This window comes from Streptomyces katrae (assembly GCF_000717655.1).
In the GTDB taxonomy this organism is placed as follows: Bacteria; Actinomycetota; Actinomycetes; order Streptomycetales; family Streptomycetaceae; genus Streptomyces; species Streptomyces katrae_B.
Genome location: NZ_JNZY01000007.1, coordinates 89,590 through 110,063 on the forward strand (window position 1 = coordinate 89,590; position 20,474 = coordinate 110,063).

18 protein-coding genes are annotated in these 20,474 nt (G+C 73.7%); 9 read left to right on the forward strand and 9 right to left on the reverse strand.

The features are described from left to right. Nucleotides 1-226 precede the first annotated feature (226 nt). From IF09_RS0110835 to IF09_RS0110850, 4 genes are all read right to left on the reverse strand, one after another. A complete protein-coding gene (locus IF09_RS0110835) occupies nucleotides 227-1,186 on the reverse strand; it encodes a pseudouridine synthase (RefSeq protein ID WP_030294361.1) in 960 nt (319 codons plus the stop codon). 18 nt (nucleotides 1,187-1,204) lie between these two features. Continuing rightward, nucleotides 1,205-2,749, reverse strand: coding sequence for a serine hydrolase (locus tag IF09_RS0110840; protein WP_030294363.1), 1,545 nt, complete (start codon nucleotides 2,747-2,749; stop codon nucleotides 1,205-1,207). Nucleotides 2,750-2,918: 169 nt separating this feature from the next. After that, a complete protein-coding gene (locus IF09_RS0110845; protein ID WP_030294364.1) occupies nucleotides 2,919-3,752 on the reverse strand; it encodes a siderophore-interacting protein in 834 nt (277 codons plus the stop codon). Nucleotides 3,753-3,801: 49 nt separating this feature from the next. Further along, nucleotides 3,802-4,707: a 5'-3' exonuclease gene (locus IF09_RS0110850; protein WP_030294366.1), complete on the reverse strand. Its 906-nt coding sequence runs from the start codon at nucleotides 4,705-4,707 to the stop codon at nucleotides 3,802-3,804. 259 nt (nucleotides 4,708-4,966) lie between these two features. On the opposite strand from IF09_RS0110850, the gene IF09_RS0110855 reads away from it, so the two are divergent. Beyond that, a complete protein-coding gene (locus tag IF09_RS0110855) occupies nucleotides 4,967-5,578 on the forward strand; it encodes a helix-turn-helix domain-containing protein (RefSeq protein ID WP_051832331.1) in 612 nt (203 codons plus the stop codon). 5 nt (nucleotides 5,579-5,583) lie between these two features. Beyond that, on the forward strand, nucleotides 5,584-6,306 hold the full coding sequence (locus IF09_RS0110860) for a helical backbone metal receptor (protein WP_030294370.1): 723 nt from the start codon (nucleotides 5,584-5,586) through the stop codon (nucleotides 6,304-6,306). A 139-nt stretch (nucleotides 6,307-6,445) separates the two neighbouring features. On the opposite strand, the gene IF09_RS0110865 is transcribed toward IF09_RS0110860, so the two are convergent. Then, entirely contained in the window at nucleotides 6,446-7,567 is a 1,122-nt protein-coding gene (locus IF09_RS0110865; protein ID WP_078613183.1) for a TDT family transporter, read from the reverse strand. A 71-nt stretch (nucleotides 7,568-7,638) separates the two neighbouring features. On the opposite strand from IF09_RS0110865, the gene IF09_RS0110870 reads away from it, so the two are divergent. Both IF09_RS0110870 and IF09_RS0110875 read left to right on the forward strand, forming a co-directional pair. Continuing rightward, entirely contained in the window at nucleotides 7,639-8,586 is a 948-nt protein-coding gene (locus tag IF09_RS0110870) for a LysR family transcriptional regulator (protein ID WP_030294372.1), read from the forward strand. Between the two features lie 265 nt (nucleotides 8,587-8,851). After that, nucleotides 8,852-10,060 (forward strand): amino acid deaminase/aldolase, encoded by a 1,209-nt coding sequence (locus IF09_RS0110875; protein WP_030294374.1) that lies wholly within the window; start codon nucleotides 8,852-8,854, stop codon nucleotides 10,058-10,060. A gap of 30 nt (nucleotides 10,061-10,090) precedes the next feature. Here IF09_RS0110875 and IF09_RS0110880 read toward each other — a convergent pair whose 3' ends face one another. The 4 genes from IF09_RS0110880 to IF09_RS0110895 form a co-directional block, all read right to left on the reverse strand. Further along, nucleotides 10,091-11,377 (reverse strand): haloacid dehalogenase-like hydrolase, encoded by a 1,287-nt coding sequence (locus tag IF09_RS0110880; protein ID WP_051832332.1) that lies wholly within the window; start codon nucleotides 11,375-11,377, stop codon nucleotides 10,091-10,093. 107 nt (nucleotides 11,378-11,484) lie between these two features. After that, the gene (locus tag IF09_RS0110885) at nucleotides 11,485-12,276 is read right to left on the reverse strand and encodes a 3-oxoacyl-ACP reductase (protein ID WP_030294379.1); all 792 of its coding nucleotides are present in this window, start codon (nucleotides 12,274-12,276) and stop codon (nucleotides 11,485-11,487) included. Between the two features lie 7 nt (nucleotides 12,277-12,283). Continuing rightward, on the reverse strand, nucleotides 12,284-13,630 hold the full coding sequence (locus IF09_RS0110890) for an aldehyde dehydrogenase family protein (protein ID WP_418953034.1): 1,347 nt from the start codon (nucleotides 13,628-13,630) through the stop codon (nucleotides 12,284-12,286). Between the two features lie 99 nt (nucleotides 13,631-13,729). Then, on the reverse strand, nucleotides 13,730-15,094 hold the full coding sequence (locus IF09_RS0110895; RefSeq protein WP_030294382.1) for a glutamine synthetase family protein: 1,365 nt from the start codon (nucleotides 15,092-15,094) through the stop codon (nucleotides 13,730-13,732). Between the two features lie 77 nt (nucleotides 15,095-15,171). Between IF09_RS0110895 and IF09_RS0110900 the strand changes: the two genes are divergently transcribed. The 5 genes from IF09_RS0110900 to mycP all read left to right on the forward strand — a co-directional run bounded on the left by IF09_RS0110900 (nucleotide 15,172) and on the right by mycP (nucleotide 20,473). Continuing rightward, nucleotides 15,172-15,918, forward strand: coding sequence for a FadR/GntR family transcriptional regulator (locus tag IF09_RS0110900; RefSeq protein ID WP_030294388.1), 747 nt, complete (start codon nucleotides 15,172-15,174; stop codon nucleotides 15,916-15,918). 135 nt (nucleotides 15,919-16,053) lie between these two features. Next, entirely contained in the window at nucleotides 16,054-17,523 is a 1,470-nt protein-coding gene (eat, locus tag IF09_RS0110905) for an ethanolamine permease (RefSeq protein ID WP_030294390.1), read from the forward strand. A gap of 32 nt (nucleotides 17,524-17,555) precedes the next feature. After that, the gene (locus IF09_RS0110910; protein ID WP_030294392.1) at nucleotides 17,556-18,260 is read left to right on the forward strand and encodes a gamma-glutamyl-gamma-aminobutyrate hydrolase family protein; all 705 of its coding nucleotides are present in this window, start codon (nucleotides 17,556-17,558) and stop codon (nucleotides 18,258-18,260) included. Between the two features lie 255 nt (nucleotides 18,261-18,515). Continuing rightward, complete coding sequence (locus tag IF09_RS0110915) at nucleotides 18,516-19,292, forward strand: hypothetical protein (RefSeq protein WP_030294394.1); 777 nt, start codon at nucleotides 18,516-18,518, stop codon at nucleotides 19,290-19,292. After that, entirely contained in the window at nucleotides 19,289-20,473 is a 1,185-nt protein-coding gene (gene mycP / locus IF09_RS0110920) for a type VII secretion-associated serine protease mycosin (protein ID WP_030294395.1), read from the forward strand. The genes IF09_RS0110915 and mycP overlap by 4 nt, the downstream gene beginning before the upstream one ends. The last annotated feature ends 1 nt before the right edge of the window (nucleotide 20,474 follow it).

Below are 20,474 nucleotides of genomic sequence, written 5' to 3' on the forward strand. Positions count from 1 at the left end.
CTCATCTCTTGCCATGATCACTTCGGTGGTGCCGCGTGCGACGATCAGCCCATGACCGGGGGAACGGCCGAAGGGCCGAAACGGGTCGGCCGGCCGCGTGCCCTTCGGGTGCGGCCGGCGAGCAGCCGACCGCCGCGCGAGGAACTCCTGTGCGCGGCGGCCGGGCTGTTCACCGTCCGGGTGCGCGGCCACCACCACACGGGCGGTGGCCGAAACGGGCCGGCCGCTAGGTTCCGGTTTCCCAGCCCGCGAGGTCGTCCCAGGCCCGTAGGGACAGGCCGCTCTCGAAGCGGCGCGGGGTGCCCGTCACGGGGTCGGTGAACGACACGGTGCGGGCCAGGAGTTGCAGGGGCCTGCGGTAGTCGTCCGGGGCCGGATCGGTGACCTGCGGGTACACCGGGTCGCCGAGGATCGGCAGGCCCAGGCCGTTCATGTGCACCCGCAGCTGGTGGGTGCGGCCGGTGTGCGGGGTCAGCCGGTAGCGGCCCAGTTCCCCCTGGGTGTCGAGGAGTTCGACCAGGCTCTCGGCGTTCGGCTCGGCGCCCGGGACCTCGGCCGCGGCCATGACCCCGCGGATCTTCTCGATGTGGCTGCGGACCGTGCGGGGGAGGACGACCGCCGGGTCGTGGCGGGCGAGCGCCTCGTACTCCTTGTGGACCTGCCGCTCCTGGAACAGCAGCTGGTACGCGCCGCGGTCCTCGGGGCGGATGCTGAACATCACCAGTCCGGCGGTCAGCCGGTCCAGCCGGTGCGCCGGGCTGAGCTCGGGCAGGTCGAGCTCCGCTCGGAGCCGGGCCAGGGCGGTCTGCGTGATGTGGCTGCCGCGGGGGGTGGTCGCCAGGAAGTGCGGCTTGTCCACGACCAGGAGGTGCGCGTCCCGGTGGACGACGCGGACCGGGAACGGGACGGGCGGCTCCGGTTCCATGTCCCGGTGGAACCAGACGTAGGCACCGGGCTCGTACGGGTCCTGCGGACGCAGCACCCGCCCGCCGGGGCCGAACACCCGCCCGGCGCGCAGCAGGTGCGCGATGGACTCGGCCCCGCGGGTGCCGGCGTAGCGCTCGGCGAGGTAGCCGCCGAGGTCCGGCCACCGGCCGCCGGGGTCGGCGGGCAGCCGCAGCCGGACCGGGTCGATGCCGGCGACCTGGGGGAGGGGCGAGGGGGGTGCCTGGGCTCTGCGTCTCATCGGGTCCAGGCTATGTGCCTATTGCTTCGTGAAGGTGCCCAGGTGGGTGGCGTCCAGGTACTCGATGCGGACGGTGCCGTCCTTGAAGACCACCCCGGTGCGGCCGACCGCGTTCTCCCCGGCGGTCACGTAGCTGAAGGTGTCCCCGTCGTAGTGGGTGAGCGGGAAGCGCATCGGCTTGGGCCCCAGCGACAGGGTGAGGCCGCCGCCCTCGTTCGCCGTCACGGTCAGCTTCCCGTAGTACGGGCTGACGTAGGTGCCGGTGTACGCGCTGTCGGCGCGGGCCGGCTTCGCGCCCGCGGGCGGGTGCGCGTAGTCGGTGGCGGAGGGGCCGGGGCCGAGTTGCTGGGCGTACAGCTCGGCGAAGAGGGGCAGCCAGTCGGTGGTCGGCGCGCCGTGCTCGGCGGTGTCGAAGAAGTCCATCGCGATGGCGTCGGCCATGCCGACCGGGGCGCCGTTGGTGAGGACGACGATGCCGAGCTTCTCCAGCGGGAGCAGCGTGACGTTGGTGTTGGCGCCGAGTTCGAAGCCGCCGGAGTGGCTCAGGCGCAGCCGGCCCGCATCGTCGTACGAGACGTTCCAGCCGAGCCCGTAGAAGCCGGTGTGGTCCAGGGGCGGGGTCGGCGCCTGCGACACGATGTGCGGCAGGCGCGTGGCCGCCAGGGTGTCGGCGGGAATGATCCGCTTCCCGTCGAGGGTGCCGCCGGCGAGCTGGAGGCGCAGCCAGCGGGCCATGTCGGTGGCGGTGGAGCTCACGCCGCCGGCCGGTGCCTGGGCGTCGGGGTCGCGCACGAAGCGGGGCGACCAGGTCCCGTCCGGGTTCTTGACGTGGGTGGCCGCGTGGTCGGGGGCGTTGATGAAGGCCGAGAACTCGGTGCTGGTGTGCGTCATCCCGGCGGGCTTGAACAGGGTGTCCTGGCTGAGCTTCTCCCAGGTCGTGCCCTTCTGCCGGGCGACGGCCTCGGCGGCGGCGGTGAGGCCGAAGTTGGTGTAGTCGTAGCTCGCGCGGAAGGGGGTGAGAGGCTCCAGGCGGAGGTGGTCGAGGATGTACGCCTGGTCGTAGCCGAGGTCTTCGAGGAGGTCCCCGGCGTGGTCGGGGAGGCCGCTGCGGTGCGAGAAGAGGTCGGCGGTGGTGACGTGGCCGGTGACCCAGGGGTCCTTCAGCGCGAAGCCGGGGAGTTCGGTGCGGCCGTTCCAGTCGGCGGGGTCCTCGAGGGCGCCGGCCACCACCGTGGAGGAAATCGGTTTGGAGACGGACGCGACCTGGAAGACGGTGTCGGGGCCGATGGCTCCGGGGGCGTCGGTGCGGCGGACGCCGAAGCCCTTGAGGTAGACGACCTTGCCGTCGTGGACGACGGCGACGGCGGCCCCGGGGACCCCGGTGCTGTGCATGACATCGGTGACGAACCCGGGCAGGCGCGCGAGCGCCTTGTCCACTTCCGCGTCGGTGATCTGCGGCTTGGGCGCGGGCGGCGGGCTGGGCGCGGCGTGCGCGCCGGCTACCGCCGTTGCCGTGAGGACGGTGGCGGCTCCGGCTGCGCCGAACATGCGGAGCGTACGCATGCCCACATTGTCACGCCGAACGGGTGACCCCGCCGCTCGGAGTGGCGGGAGAGCAGCCCGGCGGGTCGGGAACCGCGGGGGGACGGGCGCCGGCCGTGTCGCGGGGCCGGGTACCCGCCGGGTGTGCCCCGGGGACGGGGGCGGTGCCCGGGCCGGGCCCGCGGTGCGGTTACGCCGCGGATTCCTGTTCGGCCAGGACCCGGGCGTTCCAGTCGCCCTTGATCGCGCGCCAGCCCTCGTCCGTCTCGCCGAGCCGCCAGTAGCCGGAGATCGACAGGCGTTCCTTCGGGACGCCCCGTTCCAGGCGGAGGTGGCGGCGCAGGTCCTTCACGAAGCCGGCCTCGCCGTGGACGAAGGCGTGGACGTCGTGGGAGGGGAACTCCAGTGCCCTGACCGCCTCGACCAGGCTCTCGCCGACCGGACGGGTGCCGCGGTGGAGCCAGACCGGGACGATGCCGTCGGGGGTGGCGATCTTCTGTTCGTCCTCCGGGCTCTCGACCTCCACGAACGCGTGCACCCGCGCGCCGGCCGGCATCCGCTCCATCGCGGCTCCGATCGCCGGCAGCGCGCTCTCGTCGCCCACGAGCAGGTGCCAGCCGGCCGCCGGGTCGGGGGCGTAGGCGCCGCCCGGGCCGAGGAAGCGGACCAGTTCGCCCGGTTGGACGCGCGCCGCCCAGGGGCCGGCCAGGCCCTCGTCGCCGTGGACGACGAAGTCGAGCGTCAGCTCCAGGTGGGCCGGGTCCCAGGACCGGATCGTGTACGCACGCTGGCGCGGCCACGCCTCACGCGCGTAGTCGGCGCGGATCCGGTCCAGGTCCCACGGCGAGGGGTAGGTGACGCCCTCGGGCGCGAACAGCAGCTTGATGTAATGGTCGGTGAACTCGCCCGCACTGAACCGGACCAGTCCGGCACCACCCAGCACCACGCGCACCATGTGCGGCGTGAGCCGCTCTGTGCGCACGACGACTGCAGTGCCGATCTTGCGGGCGCGTCCTTCTGCCACGGCGTATCCCCTTGCTCCCCTGAAACTTAGGATTACCTAAGTTAGCACCTCAAGCGTGCAGCGCGCTGCTGAGGCGTGACACCGCTCCGCCAAGACCCCAGCGGCGCGCCAGCGCATCGACGAGTTCCGGCTGAGCGGGCACCGTCGGCAGAGCGGGGTCGAACGCAGGAAGGGGGACGTCCGAGGCCACCTGGACCACCTTCGGAGCGACCGCCAGATACGGCCGGGCCTCGTCCAGCCGCTTGCGCTGGGTCGGTGTCAGCTTCGACTTCGGGTCGTCGACCGCGGCGATGATCCCGGCCAGCGTGCCGTAGGCGTCGAGCAGCTTCGCCGCCGTCTTCTCGCCGATCCCCGGAACCCCCGGCAGGCCGTCGCTCGGGTCCCCGCGCAGCAGGGCCAGGTCCGCGTAGCCCGGGCCGTCCACCCCGTACTTCTCGCGCAGCCACGCCTCGTCCGTCACCTGGAGCGTGCCGACGCCCTTGAGCGGGTACAGCACGCGCCGCTGCCGGGCGTCGTCCACCAGCTGGTACAGGTCCCGGTCGCCGGTGACGATGTCCACCGGGCCGGTGGCGCGCGCGGTGAGCGTGCCGATCACGTCGTCGGCCTCGTACCCGGCGACGCCCACCCGGGCGATCCCGAACGCGTCCAGCGCGGCCTCGATGATCGGTACCTGCGGGGCCAGGGTGTCGGGGGTCTCCTCCACGTCCGGTCCGGACTCGGTCTCCTGCGCGACCCGGTGGGCCTTGTAGGAGGGGATCAGCTCCACCCGCCAGTGCGGGCGCCAGTCGGCGTCCATGCACGCCACGAGATCGTCCGGGCGGTGGTCCTGGACCAGGCGCCCGATGAAGTCGAGCAGTCCGCGCACCGCGTTGACCGGGGTGCCGTCCGGGGCCTTCACGGAGTCCGGCACGCCGAAGTACGCGCGGAAGTAGAGGGAGGCGGTGTCCAGCAGCATCAGGCGTCGAGTCGTCGTCACGGTGACGATGATGCCGCAACCCGCACGTGCGCCCGGGGCGGCCGGTTACGGCCGGGGGCACGGAAAGTGGCCGAAAGAGCGATCGGAGATGGCACGGGAGTTTCACCCGGGGCGTACCCTGGTCGGCTCTTGCGCGCGAAACCGGGGGCGGTTGCTGCGTAAGGTGCTTACAGCACACCGATGTGCGACGGACGCCGATGTACGCCGACGGACCAGACAAGGGGAGGGCAGCCCCGCCATGGACGACAGGGACGGCTCGGACGACAAGGAACGGGACAAGGACGCCAAGGAACCGCTCCGGGTGGGAGTGGCCGTGCGCAAGCGGCGCCGGGCGCTGCACCTCACCCTCGCCGCCGTATCGGCGCGCAGCGGCCTGTCGGTGCCCTTCCTGAGCCAGATAGAGAACGAGCGGGCCCGGCCCAGCATGCGGTCCCTCGAGCGGGTCGCGGACGCGCTGGAGACCACGGCCGTCGAGCTGCTGGCCGCGTCCGACACCGCGCGCACGGTCGACCTCGTACGGGCCGGCGACGAATCCGGGCTCACGCCGGTCCCGGGCGTGCGCCCCCTCGTCCGCGGACACCACCAGCTGCACGCCCTGGAGTTCACCGGGGACCAGGACGCCGGCCGCGAGTACCAGCACCGCAACGACGAGCTGATGTACGTGGTCTCGGGCGCCTGCCAGGTGGAGGCCGAGGGGCGGGCGTACCGGCTGGAGAGCGGGGACGCGCTGTTCCTGTCCGGCGGCGTACGGCACCGCTGGCGGGCCGTCTCCGAGGACACCCGGCTCCTGGTCGTGGCGGTCGGGGAGCACATCCACGCGACGTCCGAGCCGCCCTCGCCCGGGCGCTGAGCCGGATGCGGGTCGTCTCGCTGGTGCCCTCGCTCACCGAGGCCGTCGCGGTCAGCGCGCCCGGGCTGCTCGTCGGGGTGACCGACTGGTGCACCCACCCCGCGGACCTCGCGGAGCGGGGCGCGGTGCGCATCGGGGGGACGAAGAACCCCGACGTGGAGCGGATCACGGCGCTGCGCCCGGACCTGGTGATCGCCAACGAGGAGGAGAACCGGGCCCCCGACGTGGCGGCGCTGCGCGCGGCCGGGGTGGAGGTGCTGGTCACCGAGGTACGGGACCTGCCGCAGGCGCTGACCGAGCTGGACCGGGTGCTGGTGGGGGTCCTGGGGCTGGCGAGGCCGCGCTGGCTGGACGAGGCCGAGGCCGCATGGGCGCGCGTGGAGCCGGCCGGCCCGCTCCGGGCCTTCGTGCCGGTGTGGCGGCGGCCCTGGATGGTGCTCGGCCGGGACACCTTCGCGGGCGATGTGCTGGCGCGCCTCGGCGTGCGCAACATCTACGCCGGCCACGGCGAGCGGTATCCCCGGGTGCCGGTGGAGGAGCTGGCTGCCGCCGACTGCGATCTGGTGGTGCTCCCCGACGAGCCGTACCGCTTCACGCGCGAGGACGGCCCGGAAGCCTTCCCGGACCACCCGTCCGCCCTGGTCAGCGGCCGCCACCTCACCTGGTACGGCCCCTCGCTGACCGAGGCCCCGGCGCTCCTGACGGCGGCCCTGCGCGCGGGGCGCTGATGCGGGGACGCTGACCGGCGAGGGCTGCGGCCGCGGGTACGGCTGGGGTCGGTCCCCGGGGGGCAAGCACACCCCGACCATCGAGGGCTCGGCCGGATCGTTCGCCGTCCCGGTCGCCTGCGAGGCGCCCGGGGGGGCGTCAGCGGGGGAGCAGAGTGCCTGTGGACAGGCCGCGGAGGGTGTGGCCGGCGGCCAGGAGCCAGGCGGTCAGCAGGGCCAGGAACAGGGCTGCCGCGAGCCAGGCGAAGGCGGTCAGGCCGGTGTGGCGGGCCAGGCCGGCGGCGCCGGTGACGCAGGTGCCGACGGGGAAGGTCAGCGCCCACCAGGTCATCGCGAAGCCCATGCCGTTCCGGGCGGCCCGGACCAGCATCGCGGTGGCGAGGGCCAGCCACAGCAGGGCGAACCCCATCACGGGCACGCCGTAGACGACCGCGAAGGCGCCGAGCGCACCGGAGTACGGGGCGCCGATCGACTGGGGGGCCATGTCGGCGAGCTGGTTGACCGCGGTGGTGGACTGGCCGAGGGGGCCCAGCACCAGGAACAGCGTGGGGGTCAGCAGCAGGGGCAGCGGGCCGCTCATGATCAGTCGGCCGAACACCAGGGGCAGCATCAGCAGCGTGGCCAGCAGGCTGATGCCGAACAGGGCGTAGCAGGCCAGCAGGAGCGCCTCGCGGGGCTGGCCGGCGGGCAGGTGGGGTATCAGCAGGGGGCCCAGGGCGGCGGAGACCATCGGGGCGACCAGGGGCAGCAGCCATACGGGGGTGGCCTGCGCGGCCTCGACCTTGTGGTGGACCACCATCAGGTACGGCACCACCACCGCCATGAGCAGGCCGATCGCGGTGCCGGCGGTGAACAGGACCGCGTCGACGGCGACGGCGGCGGGCTCTCCGACGAGGTCCTTGCCGACGATCAGGGTGCCGCCGCCGACGGCCAGCAGGGCCATCGCCAGGCATCCGTAGAACGGGGCCACCGCGGGGTCGAGGAGATGGGCGCGGGCCTGGTCGCGGTGGTGGAGCCAGTGGCCGGCGCGGGCGGTGAGCACGAGGGCGAGGGCCGCGGCGGACAGCGCCCAGACGATCTGGCAGGCCACGCGCTGACCGGGCACCTGGTACGGGAGGGTCGCGCCGGCGTTGGCGACGATCGCCGTGCCCATGACGGACGCGTACCAGTTGGGGCCGAGGTGACGGAGCGCCGGGAAGGCCTTGTGGGCCTGGGGGGTCCGGGAAGTGTGTTCGTGGGGTCGCACGAGGGTGGTGGCCATGAACCCCAGCGTCGTCGCGGGGCCCGGCGTACGGCAGAGGGCATCTCTCTATGAGGTCATAAACTGACTTTATGGGTAACGAGGAGTGGGTTCCGCTGGCACACCGGGTACCGGACCTGGGAGCGCTGGAGCTGCTGCTCGCGGTGGCGCGGGTCGGCAGCCTGAGCGGCGCGGCCAAACGCATGGGCATCACCCAGCCCGCCGCGAGCAGCCGGATCCGGGCGATGGAGACCCGGCTGGGCGTGGCGCTGGTGGACCGTTCGCCGCGGGGGTCGACCCTGACGGCGGAGGGGGCGCTCGTCACGGACTGGGCGCGGCGGGTCGTGGAGGCGGCGGAGGCGTTCGACGCCGGCGCGCAGGCGCTGCGCGGGCGGCGCGACTCGCGGCTGCGGGTGGCCGCCAGCATGACCATCGCGGAGTACCTGCTGCCGGGGTGGCTGATCGCGCTGCGGGGGCAGCGGCCGGGGACCGCGGTGTCGCTGCACGCCGGGAACTCGGCGGTGGTCGCGGAGCGGGTGCTCGCGCACGAGGCGGACCTGGGCTTCGTGGAGGGGCTGTCGGTGCCGGAGGGGCTGGACTCGGCGGTGATCGCGCAGGACCGGCTGGTGGTGGCGGTGGCGCCGGGCCATGCGTGGGCGCGGCGGACGCGGGGGGTCGAGGCGGCGGAGCTGGCGGCGACGCCGCTGATCCTGCGGGAGTGGGGGTCGGGGACGCGGCAGGTGCTGGACGCTGCGCTGGCCGGGAGCGGGGGGCTGGCCCAGCCGCTGCTGGAGCTGGCGTCGACGACGGCGGTGAAGGCGGCGGCGGTGAGCGGGGCGGGGCCGTGCGTGCTGTCGGAACTGGCGCTGGGGGACGAGCTGGCCGCGCGGCGGCTGGTCGAGGTCCCGGTGTCGGGGGCGGCGCTGGGGCGGGCGCTGCGGGCGGTCTGGCCGGTGGGAGCCAGGCCGGCGGGTCCGGCCCGCGACCTCCTGTCCCTGACCCGGGCCACCCCGGTGCCCACCGGCTCCGCCGGCGTTTGAGGCGGCACGTCCCGCGCAGCGGCCCAGGCGTGGGCGTGCGCCACCGTCGCCGGGGGCGCTGACCCGGGCCCCCGCGACTCAACGCCGGGCGCCGGGGGGCGCTGCCCCGCCCCCCGTGCCTCAAACGCCGGCGGGGCTGGAGGGGCAGGAGGCGGCGGAGGGTGCGGCGGGGGCCGGGGGCCGGGGGCCGGGGGTGCGGAAGTGCGCCGGGAGCCTCGGCCGCATACCCCTACCCACCGGTAAAAGCATCTGGCAGGCTGCCGCCATGAATCTTCCCGCCGGTGGAGACAGGGCCCGGTACGACCGGGCCACCGCGCATCTCGACGCGCCCCTGGCCATCGTCGATCTCGCCGCGTTCGACGCCAACGCGGACGATCTCGTCCGCCGGGCCGGCGGCAAGCCGGTCCGCGTCGCCAGCAAGTCCGTCCGCTGCCGCGCGCTCCTCGAACGGGTCCTCGCCCGGCCCGGGTTCGCCGGGATCATGTCGTACACCCTCGCCGAGTCGGTCTGGCTGGCCCGGTCGGGGTTCGAGGACGTGCTGCTGGCCTATCCGTCCGCCGACCGCGCCGGATTCGCCGAGCTGGCCGGCGACCCCAAGCTGGCCGCGGCCGTCACCGTCATGGTCGACGACCCCGCCCAGCTGGAGCTGATCGACGACTCCCGGGACGGCGCCGGCTCGCACGAGATCCGCGTCTGCCTCGAACTCGACACCGCGCTCCACCTGTTCGGCGGCCGGGTCCGCGTCGGCGCCCGCCGGTCACCGCTCCGCGACCCCGCCGCGCTCGCGGACCTCGCCCGTACGGTCTGCGCCCGGCCCGGCTTCCGCGTCGTCGGGATCATGGGCTACGAGGGCCACGTCGCCGGCGTCGGAGACGCCCTCGCGGGCCGCCCCTTCCGCTCCCGCGCCATCCGGCTCATGCAGGCCACCGCCCGCAAGGAGCTCGCGGCCCGCCGCGCCGAAGCCGTACGGGCCGTCCGCGCCGTCGTCCCGGACCTGGAGTTCGTCAACGGCGGCGGCACCGGCAGCGTCCAGCAGACCGCCGCCGAGGACGCCGTCACGGAGATCGCCGCCGGCTCGGGGCTCTACGTACCGCGGCTGTTCGACAACTACACGTCCTTCCGCGGCCGCCCCGCCGCGCTCTTCGCCCAGCCGGTGGTGCGCAGGCCCGGCGTCGGCGTGGTCACCGTACTCGGCGGCGGCTACCCCGCCTCCGGCGCCGCCGGCGCGGACCGGCTCCCGGAGCCGTACCTGCCGCAGGGCCTGCGCTACGACCCCCAGGAGGGGGCCGGCGAGGTGCAGACCCCGCTGCTCGGCAGCCCGGCCGACGATCTGCTGATCGGCGACCGGGTCTGGTTCCGGCACGCGAAGGCCGGGGAGCTGTGCGAACGGTTCGAGTCGCTGCACCTCGTCGAGGGTGACCGGGTGACGGCCACCGTCCCGACCTACCGCGGTGAGGGGCGCACCTTCCTCTAGTACGCCTGGTACGCAGTACGCCTTGTACGCCTAGTACACGCTGTCCGTCTGGTCCGGGATGATGCTCGTGTCAGCCCGGCGGACGGGGCCCGCCGTGCCGTCATGGTCGACGTAGCCGGCGCTCGCGCAGGGGTACGGTGCGCTCTTCTGCTTCTTCGGCTCGATGAACATCGGGTTCACGATCCACTTGCCGTCGCTGTTGTCGTACGCACGGCACATCAGCTCGTTCTTGTTCCGGTTCACGACCAGCCGCAGCGCGGTCGCGTCCCGCAGGAACGAGATGTCGGTGTCGGAGTCGCCCGCGGCGAACACCTGGCGGCGGGCGGCCGGCTGGACCTTCTCGGCGGCCGCGCCGCGCACACCGAAGATCTCCTTGTTGATCCAGCAGCGCTTGCCGTCGATGTACGTGATCATCGTGTCGGCGCCGTCCTCCACCGATCCGCAGCCCTGCAGGTGCGCGGTGAACTTCCCGCCGGACGCGGTCGTGTTGCGGATGCCGATGACGTGGCCCGCGTCGACGCCGACCCCCTTGGCCCACACCTCGACGACCGGCTGCGGCGAGGCCGAGCTGATCCAGACGTCGAAGCCGGCCTTCTGCAGGCCGGCCATGAGGTCCTTCTGCTGGTCGTAGTAGCGGACCCAGCCGGTGGCGGTACCGGTGCCGACCTGCTGCTCGGCACCGACCGGCGCGGCCAGGTTCTCGGCCTGCGCGGCGGCCGCGAAGCCGCGGACCTCACGTGCGGTCCAGCCCTGCATCAGCTGCGGCAGCCAGGCGTACGCGGGCTCGAGGGTGCGGTGGTCCCAGCCGGCGAAGGCGGCGGCGCCCGAGCGGGTCGCGGCGGTGCCGTAGACGGCGGCGAGTTCGTCGGCGCAGTCCGCGCCCTCGGGGGTGCCGGTGGGCAGCGGGGCGCCGGGGCGGGCGAGGGCGCCGCACGCGTCGCCGAGCGCCCGGGCGGCGGCCGGGGTGAGGTAGCGGCTGGTGGCGGTCCAGTCCCCGGCGGCCGGCAGCCGGATCTTGCCGTTCCGCAGCAGCCAGTACATGGTGGCGTCGCCGACGTCGTTCTTGACGACGGTGTTGTCCCAGTCGAAGACGGCGACGGGCTTGTTGCGGTTCGGCCGGTACGGGTTGCACTTCCCGTACTCGTCGATCAGCTGCTGGAGCCGGGCCTGGTTGTCCCCGTACCAGCCGGCCGCGAGCTGCGGGGTGGTGCAGCGGGCCGCCTGGGCGGCGGGGGCGGTGGCGACGAGGGTGCCGGCGGCGATCGCGACGGCGGCGCCGACGGCCTGGAGCCGTCGTGCGGTGCTACGTGGGGTCACTGAGGTGAACACTCCCTCTTTCTCGCGGGCGTACGAAGGCCGTCGGATCGTGGAACAGCCGGGCGTCGTGCGACGCCCGGCTGCCCGGGGGGTGCGGCTCGGGTCGGCTACAGCGGCGTGACGTACGCGCCCGAGATGCCGCCGTCGACCAGGAAGTCGGTGGCGTTGATGAACGAGGAGTCGTCGCTCGCGAGGAAGGCCACGGCGGCGGCGATCTCGGTGGGCTCGGCGAACCGGCCCAGCGGGATGTGCACGAGACGGCGGGCCGCCCGCTCCGGGTCCTTGGCGAACAGCTCCTGCAGCAGAGGGGTGTTGACCGGCCCCGGACACAGGGCGTTGACGCGGATGCCCTCGCGGGCGAACTGCACGCCGAGCTCGCGGGACATGGCGAGCACGCCGCCCTTGGAGGCGGTGTAGGAGATCTGCGAGGTCGCGGCGCCCATGATGGCCACGAAGGACGCGGTGTTGATGATCGAGCCGCGGCCCTGGCGCTGCATGTAGGGCAGGGCGGCCTTGCAGCACAGGTACACGGAGGTGAGGTTGACGTCCTGGACCCGCTTCCAGGCCTCGAGACCGGTGGTGAGGATCGAGTCGTCGTCCGGGGGCGAGATGCCCGCGTTGTTGAAGGCGATGTCGACGGAGCCGTAGGTGTCGAAGGCGGTCTTGAAGAGGGCCTCGACCTCCTCCGGGCTGGTGACGTCGACCTTCACGAACAGGCCGTTCACCTCCTCGGCGGCGGCCTTGCCGGCCGTCTCGTCGATGTCGGCGCAGACCACGTGCGCGCCCTCGGAGGCCAGACGGCGGGCGGTGGCGAGGCCGATGCCGCTGCCGGCCCCGGTGATGACGGCGGTACGGCCGACCAGGCGGCGGCAGACGATCTCGGTGTCAGAAGTGGTCATGGTGTGCTCAGGCCTCCGTGCTGATGAAGACGTTCTTGGTCTCGGTGAATGCGGTGAGGGCGTCGGGTCCGAGCTCGCGGCCGAGTCCGGACTGCTTGTAGCCGCCGAAGGGGGTCCAGTAGCGGACACTGCTGTGGGAGTTGACGGACAGGTTGCCGGCGGAGACGGCGCGCGAGACGCGCAGCGCGCGGCCGACGTCGCGGGTCCAGAGGGAGCCGGAGAGCCCGTACTCGGTCGCGTTGGCCAGCCGTACGGCGTCCTCCTCGTCCTCGAAGGGGAGGACGACGGCGACCGGGCCGAAGACCTCCTCGGCCGCCACGGGCGCGGTGGGAGCGACGTCCGTGACCAGGGTCGGCGGGTACCAGAAGCCGGGGCCCTCGGGGGCGGTGCCGCGGATCGCGGTGAGGTCGTCGGTGACGTACGACCGTACGCGGTCCAGCTGCACGCGGGAGATCAGCGGCCCCATCTGGGTCTTCTCGTCGGCTGGGTCACCGACGCGGACGCCCTCGATCCCGGGGGCGAGCAGCTCCAGGAACCGGTCGTAGGCGGAGCGCTGGACCAGGATCCGGGTGCGGGCGCAGCAGTCCTGGCCGGTGTTGTCGAGGAAGGACATGGGAGCCGCGGCAGCGGCGGCCTCCAGGTCCGCGTCGGCGAAGACGATGTTCGGGCTCTTGCCGCCGAGTTCGAGGGTGACCCGCTTCACCCGGCCGGCGCACTTGGCCATGATCTGCTTGCCGACCGGGGTGGACCCCGTGAAGACGATCTTCGCGACGCCCGGGTGCTCGACGAGCGCGTCTCCGGTGACCGTCCCGCGGCCGGGGAGCACCTGGAAGAGGTGTTCGGGGATCCCGGCTTCGAGGGCGAGTCCGGCGAGGCGCAGCGCGGTGAGCGGGGTGGTCTCGGCGGGCTTGAGGAGGACGGCGTTGCCCGCCGCCAGGGCCGGGGCCAAGCCCCAGGCGGCGATCGGCATGGGGAAGTTCCACGGGGCGATCACGCCGATGACGCCGAGGGGTTCGAGGAAGGTGACGTCGATGCCGCCGGCGACGGGGATCTGCCGGCCGGAGAGCCGTTCCACTCCGCCGGCGGCGAATTCGAGCAGGTCACGGACGTTGCCGGCTTCCCAGCGGGCGTTGCCGACGGTGTGCCCGGCCTCCCGGACCTCCAGCTGGGCCAGTTCCTCGATGTGCCCGTCGACGACAGCGGCGAAGCGGCGCAGCAGCCTGGCCCGGTCGGCGGGGGCGGCCGCCGCCCAGCCGCGCTGGGCCGCGGCGGCCCGCGCGACGGCGGTGTCGACATCGTCCCGTGTGGCGGCCGGGACGATGGCGACGATTTCCTCGGTGGCCGGATTCAACACTGTCAGACTGTCGGGGGCCAGCACATCGGACACGTGGTGCCTCACAGATTCTCGGTTCGGTGGCGTGCGAGGCGCGCCGTGGCGTGCGTCGCGCGGTGGCTACAGGCGCTCGAAGGAGCGGCGCAGTTCCCAGTCGGTGACCGCGGAGTCGTACGCGTCCAGTTCGACGCGCGCCATGTTGCGGTAGTGGGCGACCACCTCGGGGCCGAAGGCGGCCTTGGCGATCTCGCTGTTCTCCCAGAGTTCCGCGGCCTCGCGCAGGGTGGTGGGAACGTGCGCGAAGTCGGCGGTGTACGCGTTGCCCGCGCAGGCCTCCGGCAGCTCGAGGCGGTTCTCGACACCGTAGAGCCCGGCCGCGACCAGGCCGGCGACGGCGAGGTACGGGTTGACGTCCCCGCCGGGGAGGCGGTTCTCGAAGCGCATGGAGCGGCCGTGGCCGACGACCCGGAGCGCGCAGGTCCGGTTGTCCACGCCCCAGGCGACGGCGGTCGGCGCGAAGGATCCCGGCCGGAAACGCTTGTACGAATTGACGTTCGGGGCGTAGAGAAGGGAGAAGTCGCGCAGCGCGGCCAGCTGTCCGGCCAGGAAGTGCCGCATCACCGGTGACATTCCGCCCGGGCCGTCACCGGCCATCGCGTTGTGCCCGTCGGCATCGCCCAGCGAGAGGTGGATATGGCAGGAGTTGCCCTCGCGCTCGTCGAACTTGGCCATGAAGGTGAGCGAGACACCCTCCTGGGAGGCGATCTCCTTCGCCCCGGTCTTGTAGACGGCGTGCTGGTCGCAGGTGGTCAGCGCCTCGTCGTAGCGGAAGGCGATCTCGTGCTGGCCGAGGTTGCACTCGCCCTTCGCGGACTCGACGGTCAGGCCCGCGGCCTGCATCTCGTTGCGGATGCGGCGCAGCAGGGGCTCGATACGGCCGGTCCCGAGGACGGAGTAGTCGATGTTGTACTGGTTGGCGGGGGTCAGGCCGCGGTAATTGGCGTTCCAGGCCTGCTCGTAGGTGTCCTGGAAGACCATGAACTCCAGCTCGGTGCCGACCATGGCCGTGTACCCGTGCCCGGCGAGGCGCTCGAGCTGGCGGCGCAGGATCTGCCGGGGCGCGGCGACCACGGGCGAGCCGTCGTTCCAGGCGAGGTCGGCGAGGAGGAAGGCGCTGCCCGGGTTCCAGGGGATCCGGCGCAGGGTCGCGAGGTCGGGGTGCATGGCGAAGTCGCCGTAGCCCCGGTCCCAGGAGGACATCTCGTATCCGTCGACGGTGTTCATGTCCGTGTCGACGGCGAGGAGGTAGTTGCACCCCTCGGTGCCGTGCGCGAGGACCTCGTCGAGGAAGAACTGTGCGGCGAACCGCTTGCCCTGGAGCCGCCCCTGCATGTCGGGGAAGGCCAGGACCACGGTGTCGATCTCGCCGCTCGCCACGAGGGCGCGGAGCTCCTCGGGCGCGAGCGGCGGCTTGCGGTCTACCACTGGAATCTCTCCTTCGGTGAGCCGAGGAGGCCTAAGGTATTGAACAGAACCATTGCTTGGGAAGGGGAGGAGCCGAGATGACCGACACGGCGAGCGAAGGCGGCGCGATCGCGCGGCTGAATCCGGTGCTGCGGCAGGTGCGGGCGGGCAACGGTTTCGAGGAGGCGCTGGAGCAGATCCTCCAGGTGGTCCGCCTGGGGCTGGTGCCTGGCGGGGAACGGCTTCCCCCCGAGCGGGAGCTGGCCGAGCGCATGGGGATCAGCCGGGTCACCCTGCGCGAGGTGCTGAAGGTGCTCCAGGACCAGGGCCTGGTGGAGGCCCGGCGCGGGCGGTACGGCGGAACGTTTGTGCTCCCGCGCCCCGACACCCCCGTCGGCGGCACCGAGGACGAGCTGCGCCGGCGCGTGGTGGGCGTGGACATCGAGGACGTCCTGCGGTTCCGCGAGGTCCTGGAGGTGGGCGCGGCCGGGCTGTGCGCCTCCCAGGGGCTGGCCGACGAGGACGCCGAGCGGCTGCTCGGCGCGCTGACCGCCACCCACGACGCACCGCTGCCCGACTACCGCCGCCAGGACACCCTCTTCCACCTCACCCTCTGCGAGCTCGCCGGATCCGCCACCCTCACGGCCCAGTACGCCGCCGTCCGGGCCACCGTGAACGACCTGCTCGACTGCATCCCGCTGCTGGTGCGCAACCTGGAGCACTCGCAGCAGCAGCACTCCGCGCTCGTTGAGGCGGTGCTGGAGCGCAACGCGGACGCGGCGCGCGAGGTGATGCGCGAGCACTGCTGCGGAACGGCCGCGCTGCTGCGGGGGTTTCTGGCCTAGGGGGTGTCGTCGAAGTCAGGTGCGGGCGTGGCTCGTGAGGCTTTCGTAACCCTTGTTTAACGCAGGGGTCTTGCGCTCTCCACTCCGCTGCGGCAAAGGTACGCCCCACAACCATTGCCCTAGGCAGGAGCGCACATGGCCGACGACACCGAGGCACGGCTCGCAGCCGTACCCGAACCCACCACGTCCCCCGAGGGCGGCGACGGTTACCTGGAACGCCGTACGCTGCGCCGCGGAAGTGCCGGCTGGCTGCTGCTGACCGGCCTCGGCGTCGCGTACGTCGTCTCCGGCGACTTCTCCGGCTGGAACGTCGGCCTCGCCCAGGGCGGCTTCGGCGGGCTCGCCATCGCCACCGCCCTGATGGGCGCGATGTACGCCTGCCTCGTCTTCTCGCTCGCGGAACTGTCCGCGATCCTGCCGACGGCCGGCGGCGGCTACGGCTTCGCCCGCCGGGCGCTCGGCACCTGGGGCGGCTTCCTCACCGGCACCGCGATCCTCATCGAGTACATCCTGGCCCCTGCCGCCATCGCGATCTTCATCGGCGACTACGTCGAATCCCTCAACCTCTTCGGCCTCACCTCGGGCTGGCCGGTCTACCTCGCCTGCTTCGCGATCTTCATCGGCATCCACCTGTGGGGCGTCGGCGAGGCGCTGCGCTTCTCCCTCGTCGTCACCGCGATCGCCGTCCTCGCCCTGATCGTCTTCGCGCTGGGCGCCTTCACCGAGTTCGACCCCTCGAACCTCGACAACATCGCCGTGGACACCACCGCCGCCGGCTCCGGCTCGTGGCTGCCGCTGGGCGTCCTCGGCATCTGGGCCGCGTTCCCCTTCGGCATGTGGTTCTTCCTCGGCGTCGAGGGCGTACCGCTGGCCGCCGAGGAGGCCAAGGACCCGGTCCGCTCCATGCCGCGGGCCCTGTCGATCTCCATGGGCATCCTCGTCCTGCTCGCGCTGGTCACCTTCCTCGCCTCGACCGGAGCGCGCGGCGCCGACGCCATCAAGGACGCCGGGAACCCCCTGGTCGTCGCCCTCGAAGGCAACCCGGGCCTGTCCTGGCTGAAGACCTTCGTCAACTACGCGGGCCTGGCCGGGCTCGTCGCCTCGTTCTTCTCCCTCATCTACGCCGGCTCGCGCCAGCTGTTCGCCCTCTCCCGCGCCGGCTACCTGCCGCGCTTCCTATCCCTCACCTCGAAGCGCAAGGCCCCGTACCTGGGCCTGCTCATCCCCGGCGCGATCGGCTTCGCGCTCGCCGCGGCCACCGGGAACGGCCCGCGCATGCTCAACATCGCGGTGTTCGGCGCGACCATCTCGTACGCGCTGATGGCCCTCTCCCACATCGTGCTCCGCAAGCGGGAGCCGGGCCTTGAGCGCCCCTACCGCACGCCGGGCGGCATCGCGACCTCCTCGGTGGCCTTCGTCCTCGCCCTGTCGGCGCTCGTCGCCACCTTCCTGGTGGACAAGGACGCGGCGTTCATCGCCCTGGGTGTGTACGCCGTCGCCCTCGCCTACTTCGCCCTCTACAGTCGCCACCACCTGGTGGCCTCCGCGCCGGAGGAGGAGTTCGCGGCGCTGGCGGAGGCCGAGGCCGAACTCACCCGAGACTGACCTTCGTCCACCGTCCCTTGGAGGGAGCAACAGTGCCCAGGCCTCTCATCGGCATCACGACCTACGTGGAGGAATCCACCCGCTACGGGGTGTGGGACGTCCCGACGTCCCTCGTACCCACCGGGTACTACGAACTCGTCCAGGCGGCGGGCGGCGCGGCCGTGCTGCTCCCGCCGGACGAGCCCGGATCGGCGGCGGAGGTGCTGAGCCGGCTGGACGGCCTGGTCGTCGCGGGCGGCCCCGATGTGGACCCGGTCCGCTACGGGGCCGAACGCCACCCGCGTACGGGGGCGCCCGCGACGCAGCGGGACGAGTGGGAACTCGCCCTGATCGAGGCGGCCTTGGCGGCGGGCCTGCCGGTGCTGGGCATCTGCCGGGGCATGCAGGCGCTGAACGTGGCCCTGGGCGGCACGCTGGTCCAGCACATCGACGGCCATGCGGAGGCTCCGGGCGTCATGTCCTGGCACCCGGTCCGCCCGGTCCCCGACACGCGGTACGCGGCGCTGGTCCCGGAGGAGGCGGAGGTCCCGACCTACCACCACCAGGCCGTCGACCGCCTGGGCCGCGGCCTGATCGCCTCGGCGCACGCGGTCGACGGCACGGTGGAGGCCATCGAACTCCCCGGCCCCGGGCACTGGGTCCTCGGCGTCCAGTGGCACCCGGAACGCGACAAGGACACCCGCGTGATGTCCGCCCTGATCGAAGCCGCCACCCTCGCTCCGGCGGTCCCTGCCTGACCGCGCCGGCGTTCGGGGCGCCGGGTTCGGGAACGGGCGGCCCCGCAGCGGCGCCGCCCGGACCCGCACCCCGAACGCCGGCGGGGCCGTACCCGGCCGGCGGAGCCGGAATCGGTCGGCGCGGTGAGGGTGCAGCCGGGCTGGGGCCCCGGGGCTGGGGCGGGGCGCCCTCGGGACGGGGACCGGGGGTCGGAGGGGCGGGGCCGCGTAGAGTACGCGGAGGCAGCCGTACGGAACGGGGGGCGGAGCCGTCGGATGAGTGCGTCCACACCGCAGACCGCGGTCCTGTCCGAGCCCGCGGCCGAAACCGGCCCCGGCCGCCGCCGGTCCGCGCGGGGCGTCGCCGCCGTGGTGTGCGCCCTGGTGGGCGTGGGGCTCGTCGGCGGGGCCGGCATCAGCGGCTGGGTCGAACAGCGCGCCGCCCACCGGCCCTTGGCCGCCGACGCCGCCTACCGCAACGCCGCCTCGCTCTGGCGCGCAACCCCCGTGGACACCCTGTTCCCGCCCGTCCTCGACGGAGCGGAGAGCGGCCCCGGCGGAGCCGACCGTACGTGGACCCGGGTGGCGCTCGCACCCGACGCCGACTGCGGGCCCGCGCTCGCCCCCGACTGGCAGGCGGCCCTCGCCGCCACCGGCTGCACCCGGGTCCTTCGGGCCACCTACACCGACGCCACCCGCAGTTCCCTCGTCACCGTCGGCATGGTCTTCACCCCCGCCGACGCCCCGGCCATGGCGGCCCTTCGGGGACGCCTTCCCGCCCCGCCCGGCTACGGCTTCGCCGACAGCCAGCGGGCCGCATGGACCGCGTCCGTGCCGTCGGAGGCCCCCGTCGTCGTCTACACCGTCTCCGCGTTCACCGACGGCCGTACCCTGGACGCCCCCCGCCCCGCCGAGGACGCGATGCGCAAGGACGCCACCGGAGCCGTCGCCCAGGCCGGCCTCGGCCACGAGGCCAAGGCCGTCGCCGACCGGATGGAGCGGGCCGTTCGCACCCTCGCCGCGCCGCCCGCCCCGCCCGGGACCGGCCGATGAGCCGGCCGAGGGCCACCGCCGCCCTCGTGCTCGGCGCCCTCCTCGTCGGCGCCACCGCGCCCCCGGCGGCCGCCGATGCCATCCGCGACCGCCAGTGGGGCCTCACGGCCCTGCGCGCCGAGGAGGCCTGGGGCACCACCCGGGGCAACGGGGTCACCGTCGCCGTCCTCGACACCGGGGTCGACGCCACCCATCCCGACCTGGCCGGCCAGGTCCTCGACGGCGCCGACCTGGTCGGCATGGGCGCCGGCCGCGGCGAGCGCGCATGGGCCCGGCACGGCACCGCCATGGCCGGGATCATCGCCGGGCACGGCCACGGAGCCAACCGCCGCCAGGGCGTCCTCGGCATCGCCCCGCAGGCGAAGATCCTCCCGATCCGCGTGATCCTCGAAGAGGGCGACCCCGGCCGGGCCAAGGCCCGCGAGAACAAGGGCGGCGCCCTCGCCGAGGGCATCCGCTGGGCCGCCGACCACGGCGCGCACGTGATCAACCTCTCCCTCGGCGACGACAGCGACTCCGCCCACCACGAGGCCGCCGAGGACGAGGCCGTCCAGTACGCCCTCGCCAAGGGCGTGGTCGTCGTCGCCTCGGCGGGCAACGCCGGCCGCCAGGGCGACCACGTCTCCTACCCGGCCGCGTACCCCGGGGTCATCGCCGTCACCGCCGTCGACCGCGGCGGGAAGAAGGCCGCCTTCTCCACCCGCAACTGGTACGCCACCGTCAGCGCGCCCGGCGTCGACGTCGTCATCGCCGACCCCGACCGCTCCTACTACGAGGGCTGGGGCACCAGCGCCGCCGCTGCCTTCGTCTCCGGCGTCGTGGCCCTCGTCAGGGCCGCGCACCCGGACCTGTCCCCGGCCCAGATCAAGAAGCTCCTCGAGGACACCGCCTCCGACGCCCCGCCCGGCGGCCGGGACGACTCCCGCGGCCACGGGCTGGCCGACCCGGTCGCCGCCCTCCAGCTCGCCGACACCGTGCGCGGCGAGCCGCCGGTCCCGGCGCCCGTCGCGGCCGGGCAGCCGTACTTCGGTTCCGGCCCCGGGCCGGCCCGCGCGCCCGAGCGCGGTGCCGGCGTCGGTGCCCGGGCCGCTGCGGCCGCCGGGCTGGCGCTGCTCGTCCTGGCCGCCGTACTGGCCCGGCGCCCGCGGGGCCCGCGGCGGGATCGGGATAGGGTCGGGTAAC

What these genes read in the sequence shown, in the direction of transcription:
- IF09_RS0110870 (WP_030294372.1), top strand. Translation starts at nt 7,639, where the DNA reads ATGGGTAACGAGGAGTGGGTTCCGCTGGCACACCGGGTACCGGACCTG.
- IF09_RS0110885 (WP_030294379.1), bottom strand. Translation starts at nt 12,276, where the DNA reads ATGACCACTTCTGACACCGAGATCGTCTGCCGCCGCCTGGTCGGCCGT.
- mycP (WP_030294395.1), top strand. Translation starts at nt 19,289, where the DNA reads ATGAGCCGGCCGAGGGCCACCGCCGCCCTCGTGCTCGGCGCCCTCCTC.
- IF09_RS0110840 (WP_030294363.1), bottom strand. Translation starts at nt 2,749, where the DNA reads ATGCGTACGCTCCGCATGTTCGGCGCAGCCGGAGCCGCCACCGTCCTC.
- IF09_RS0110865 (WP_078613183.1), bottom strand. Translation starts at nt 7,567, where the DNA reads ATGGCCACCACCCTCGTGCGACCCCACGAACACACTTCCCGGACCCCC.
- IF09_RS0110855 (WP_051832331.1), top strand. Translation starts at nt 4,967, where the DNA reads ATGGACGACAGGGACGGCTCGGACGACAAGGAACGGGACAAGGACGCC.
- eat (WP_030294390.1), top strand. Translation starts at nt 16,054, where the DNA reads ATGGCCGACGACACCGAGGCACGGCTCGCAGCCGTACCCGAACCCACC.
- IF09_RS0110900 (WP_030294388.1), top strand. Translation starts at nt 15,172, where the DNA reads ATGACCGACACGGCGAGCGAAGGCGGCGCGATCGCGCGGCTGAATCCG.
- IF09_RS0110875 (WP_030294374.1), top strand. Translation starts at nt 8,852, where the DNA reads ATGAATCTTCCCGCCGGTGGAGACAGGGCCCGGTACGACCGGGCCACC.
- IF09_RS0110850 (WP_030294366.1), bottom strand. Translation starts at nt 4,707, where the DNA reads ATGCTGCTGGACACCGCCTCCCTCTACTTCCGCGCGTACTTCGGCGTG.
- IF09_RS0110860 (WP_030294370.1), top strand. Translation starts at nt 5,584, where the DNA reads ATGCGGGTCGTCTCGCTGGTGCCCTCGCTCACCGAGGCCGTCGCGGTC.
- IF09_RS0110915 (WP_030294394.1), top strand. Translation starts at nt 18,516, where the DNA reads ATGAGTGCGTCCACACCGCAGACCGCGGTCCTGTCCGAGCCCGCGGCC.
- IF09_RS0110835 (WP_030294361.1), bottom strand. Translation starts at nt 1,186, where the DNA reads ATGAGACGCAGAGCCCAGGCACCCCCCTCGCCCCTCCCCCAGGTCGCC.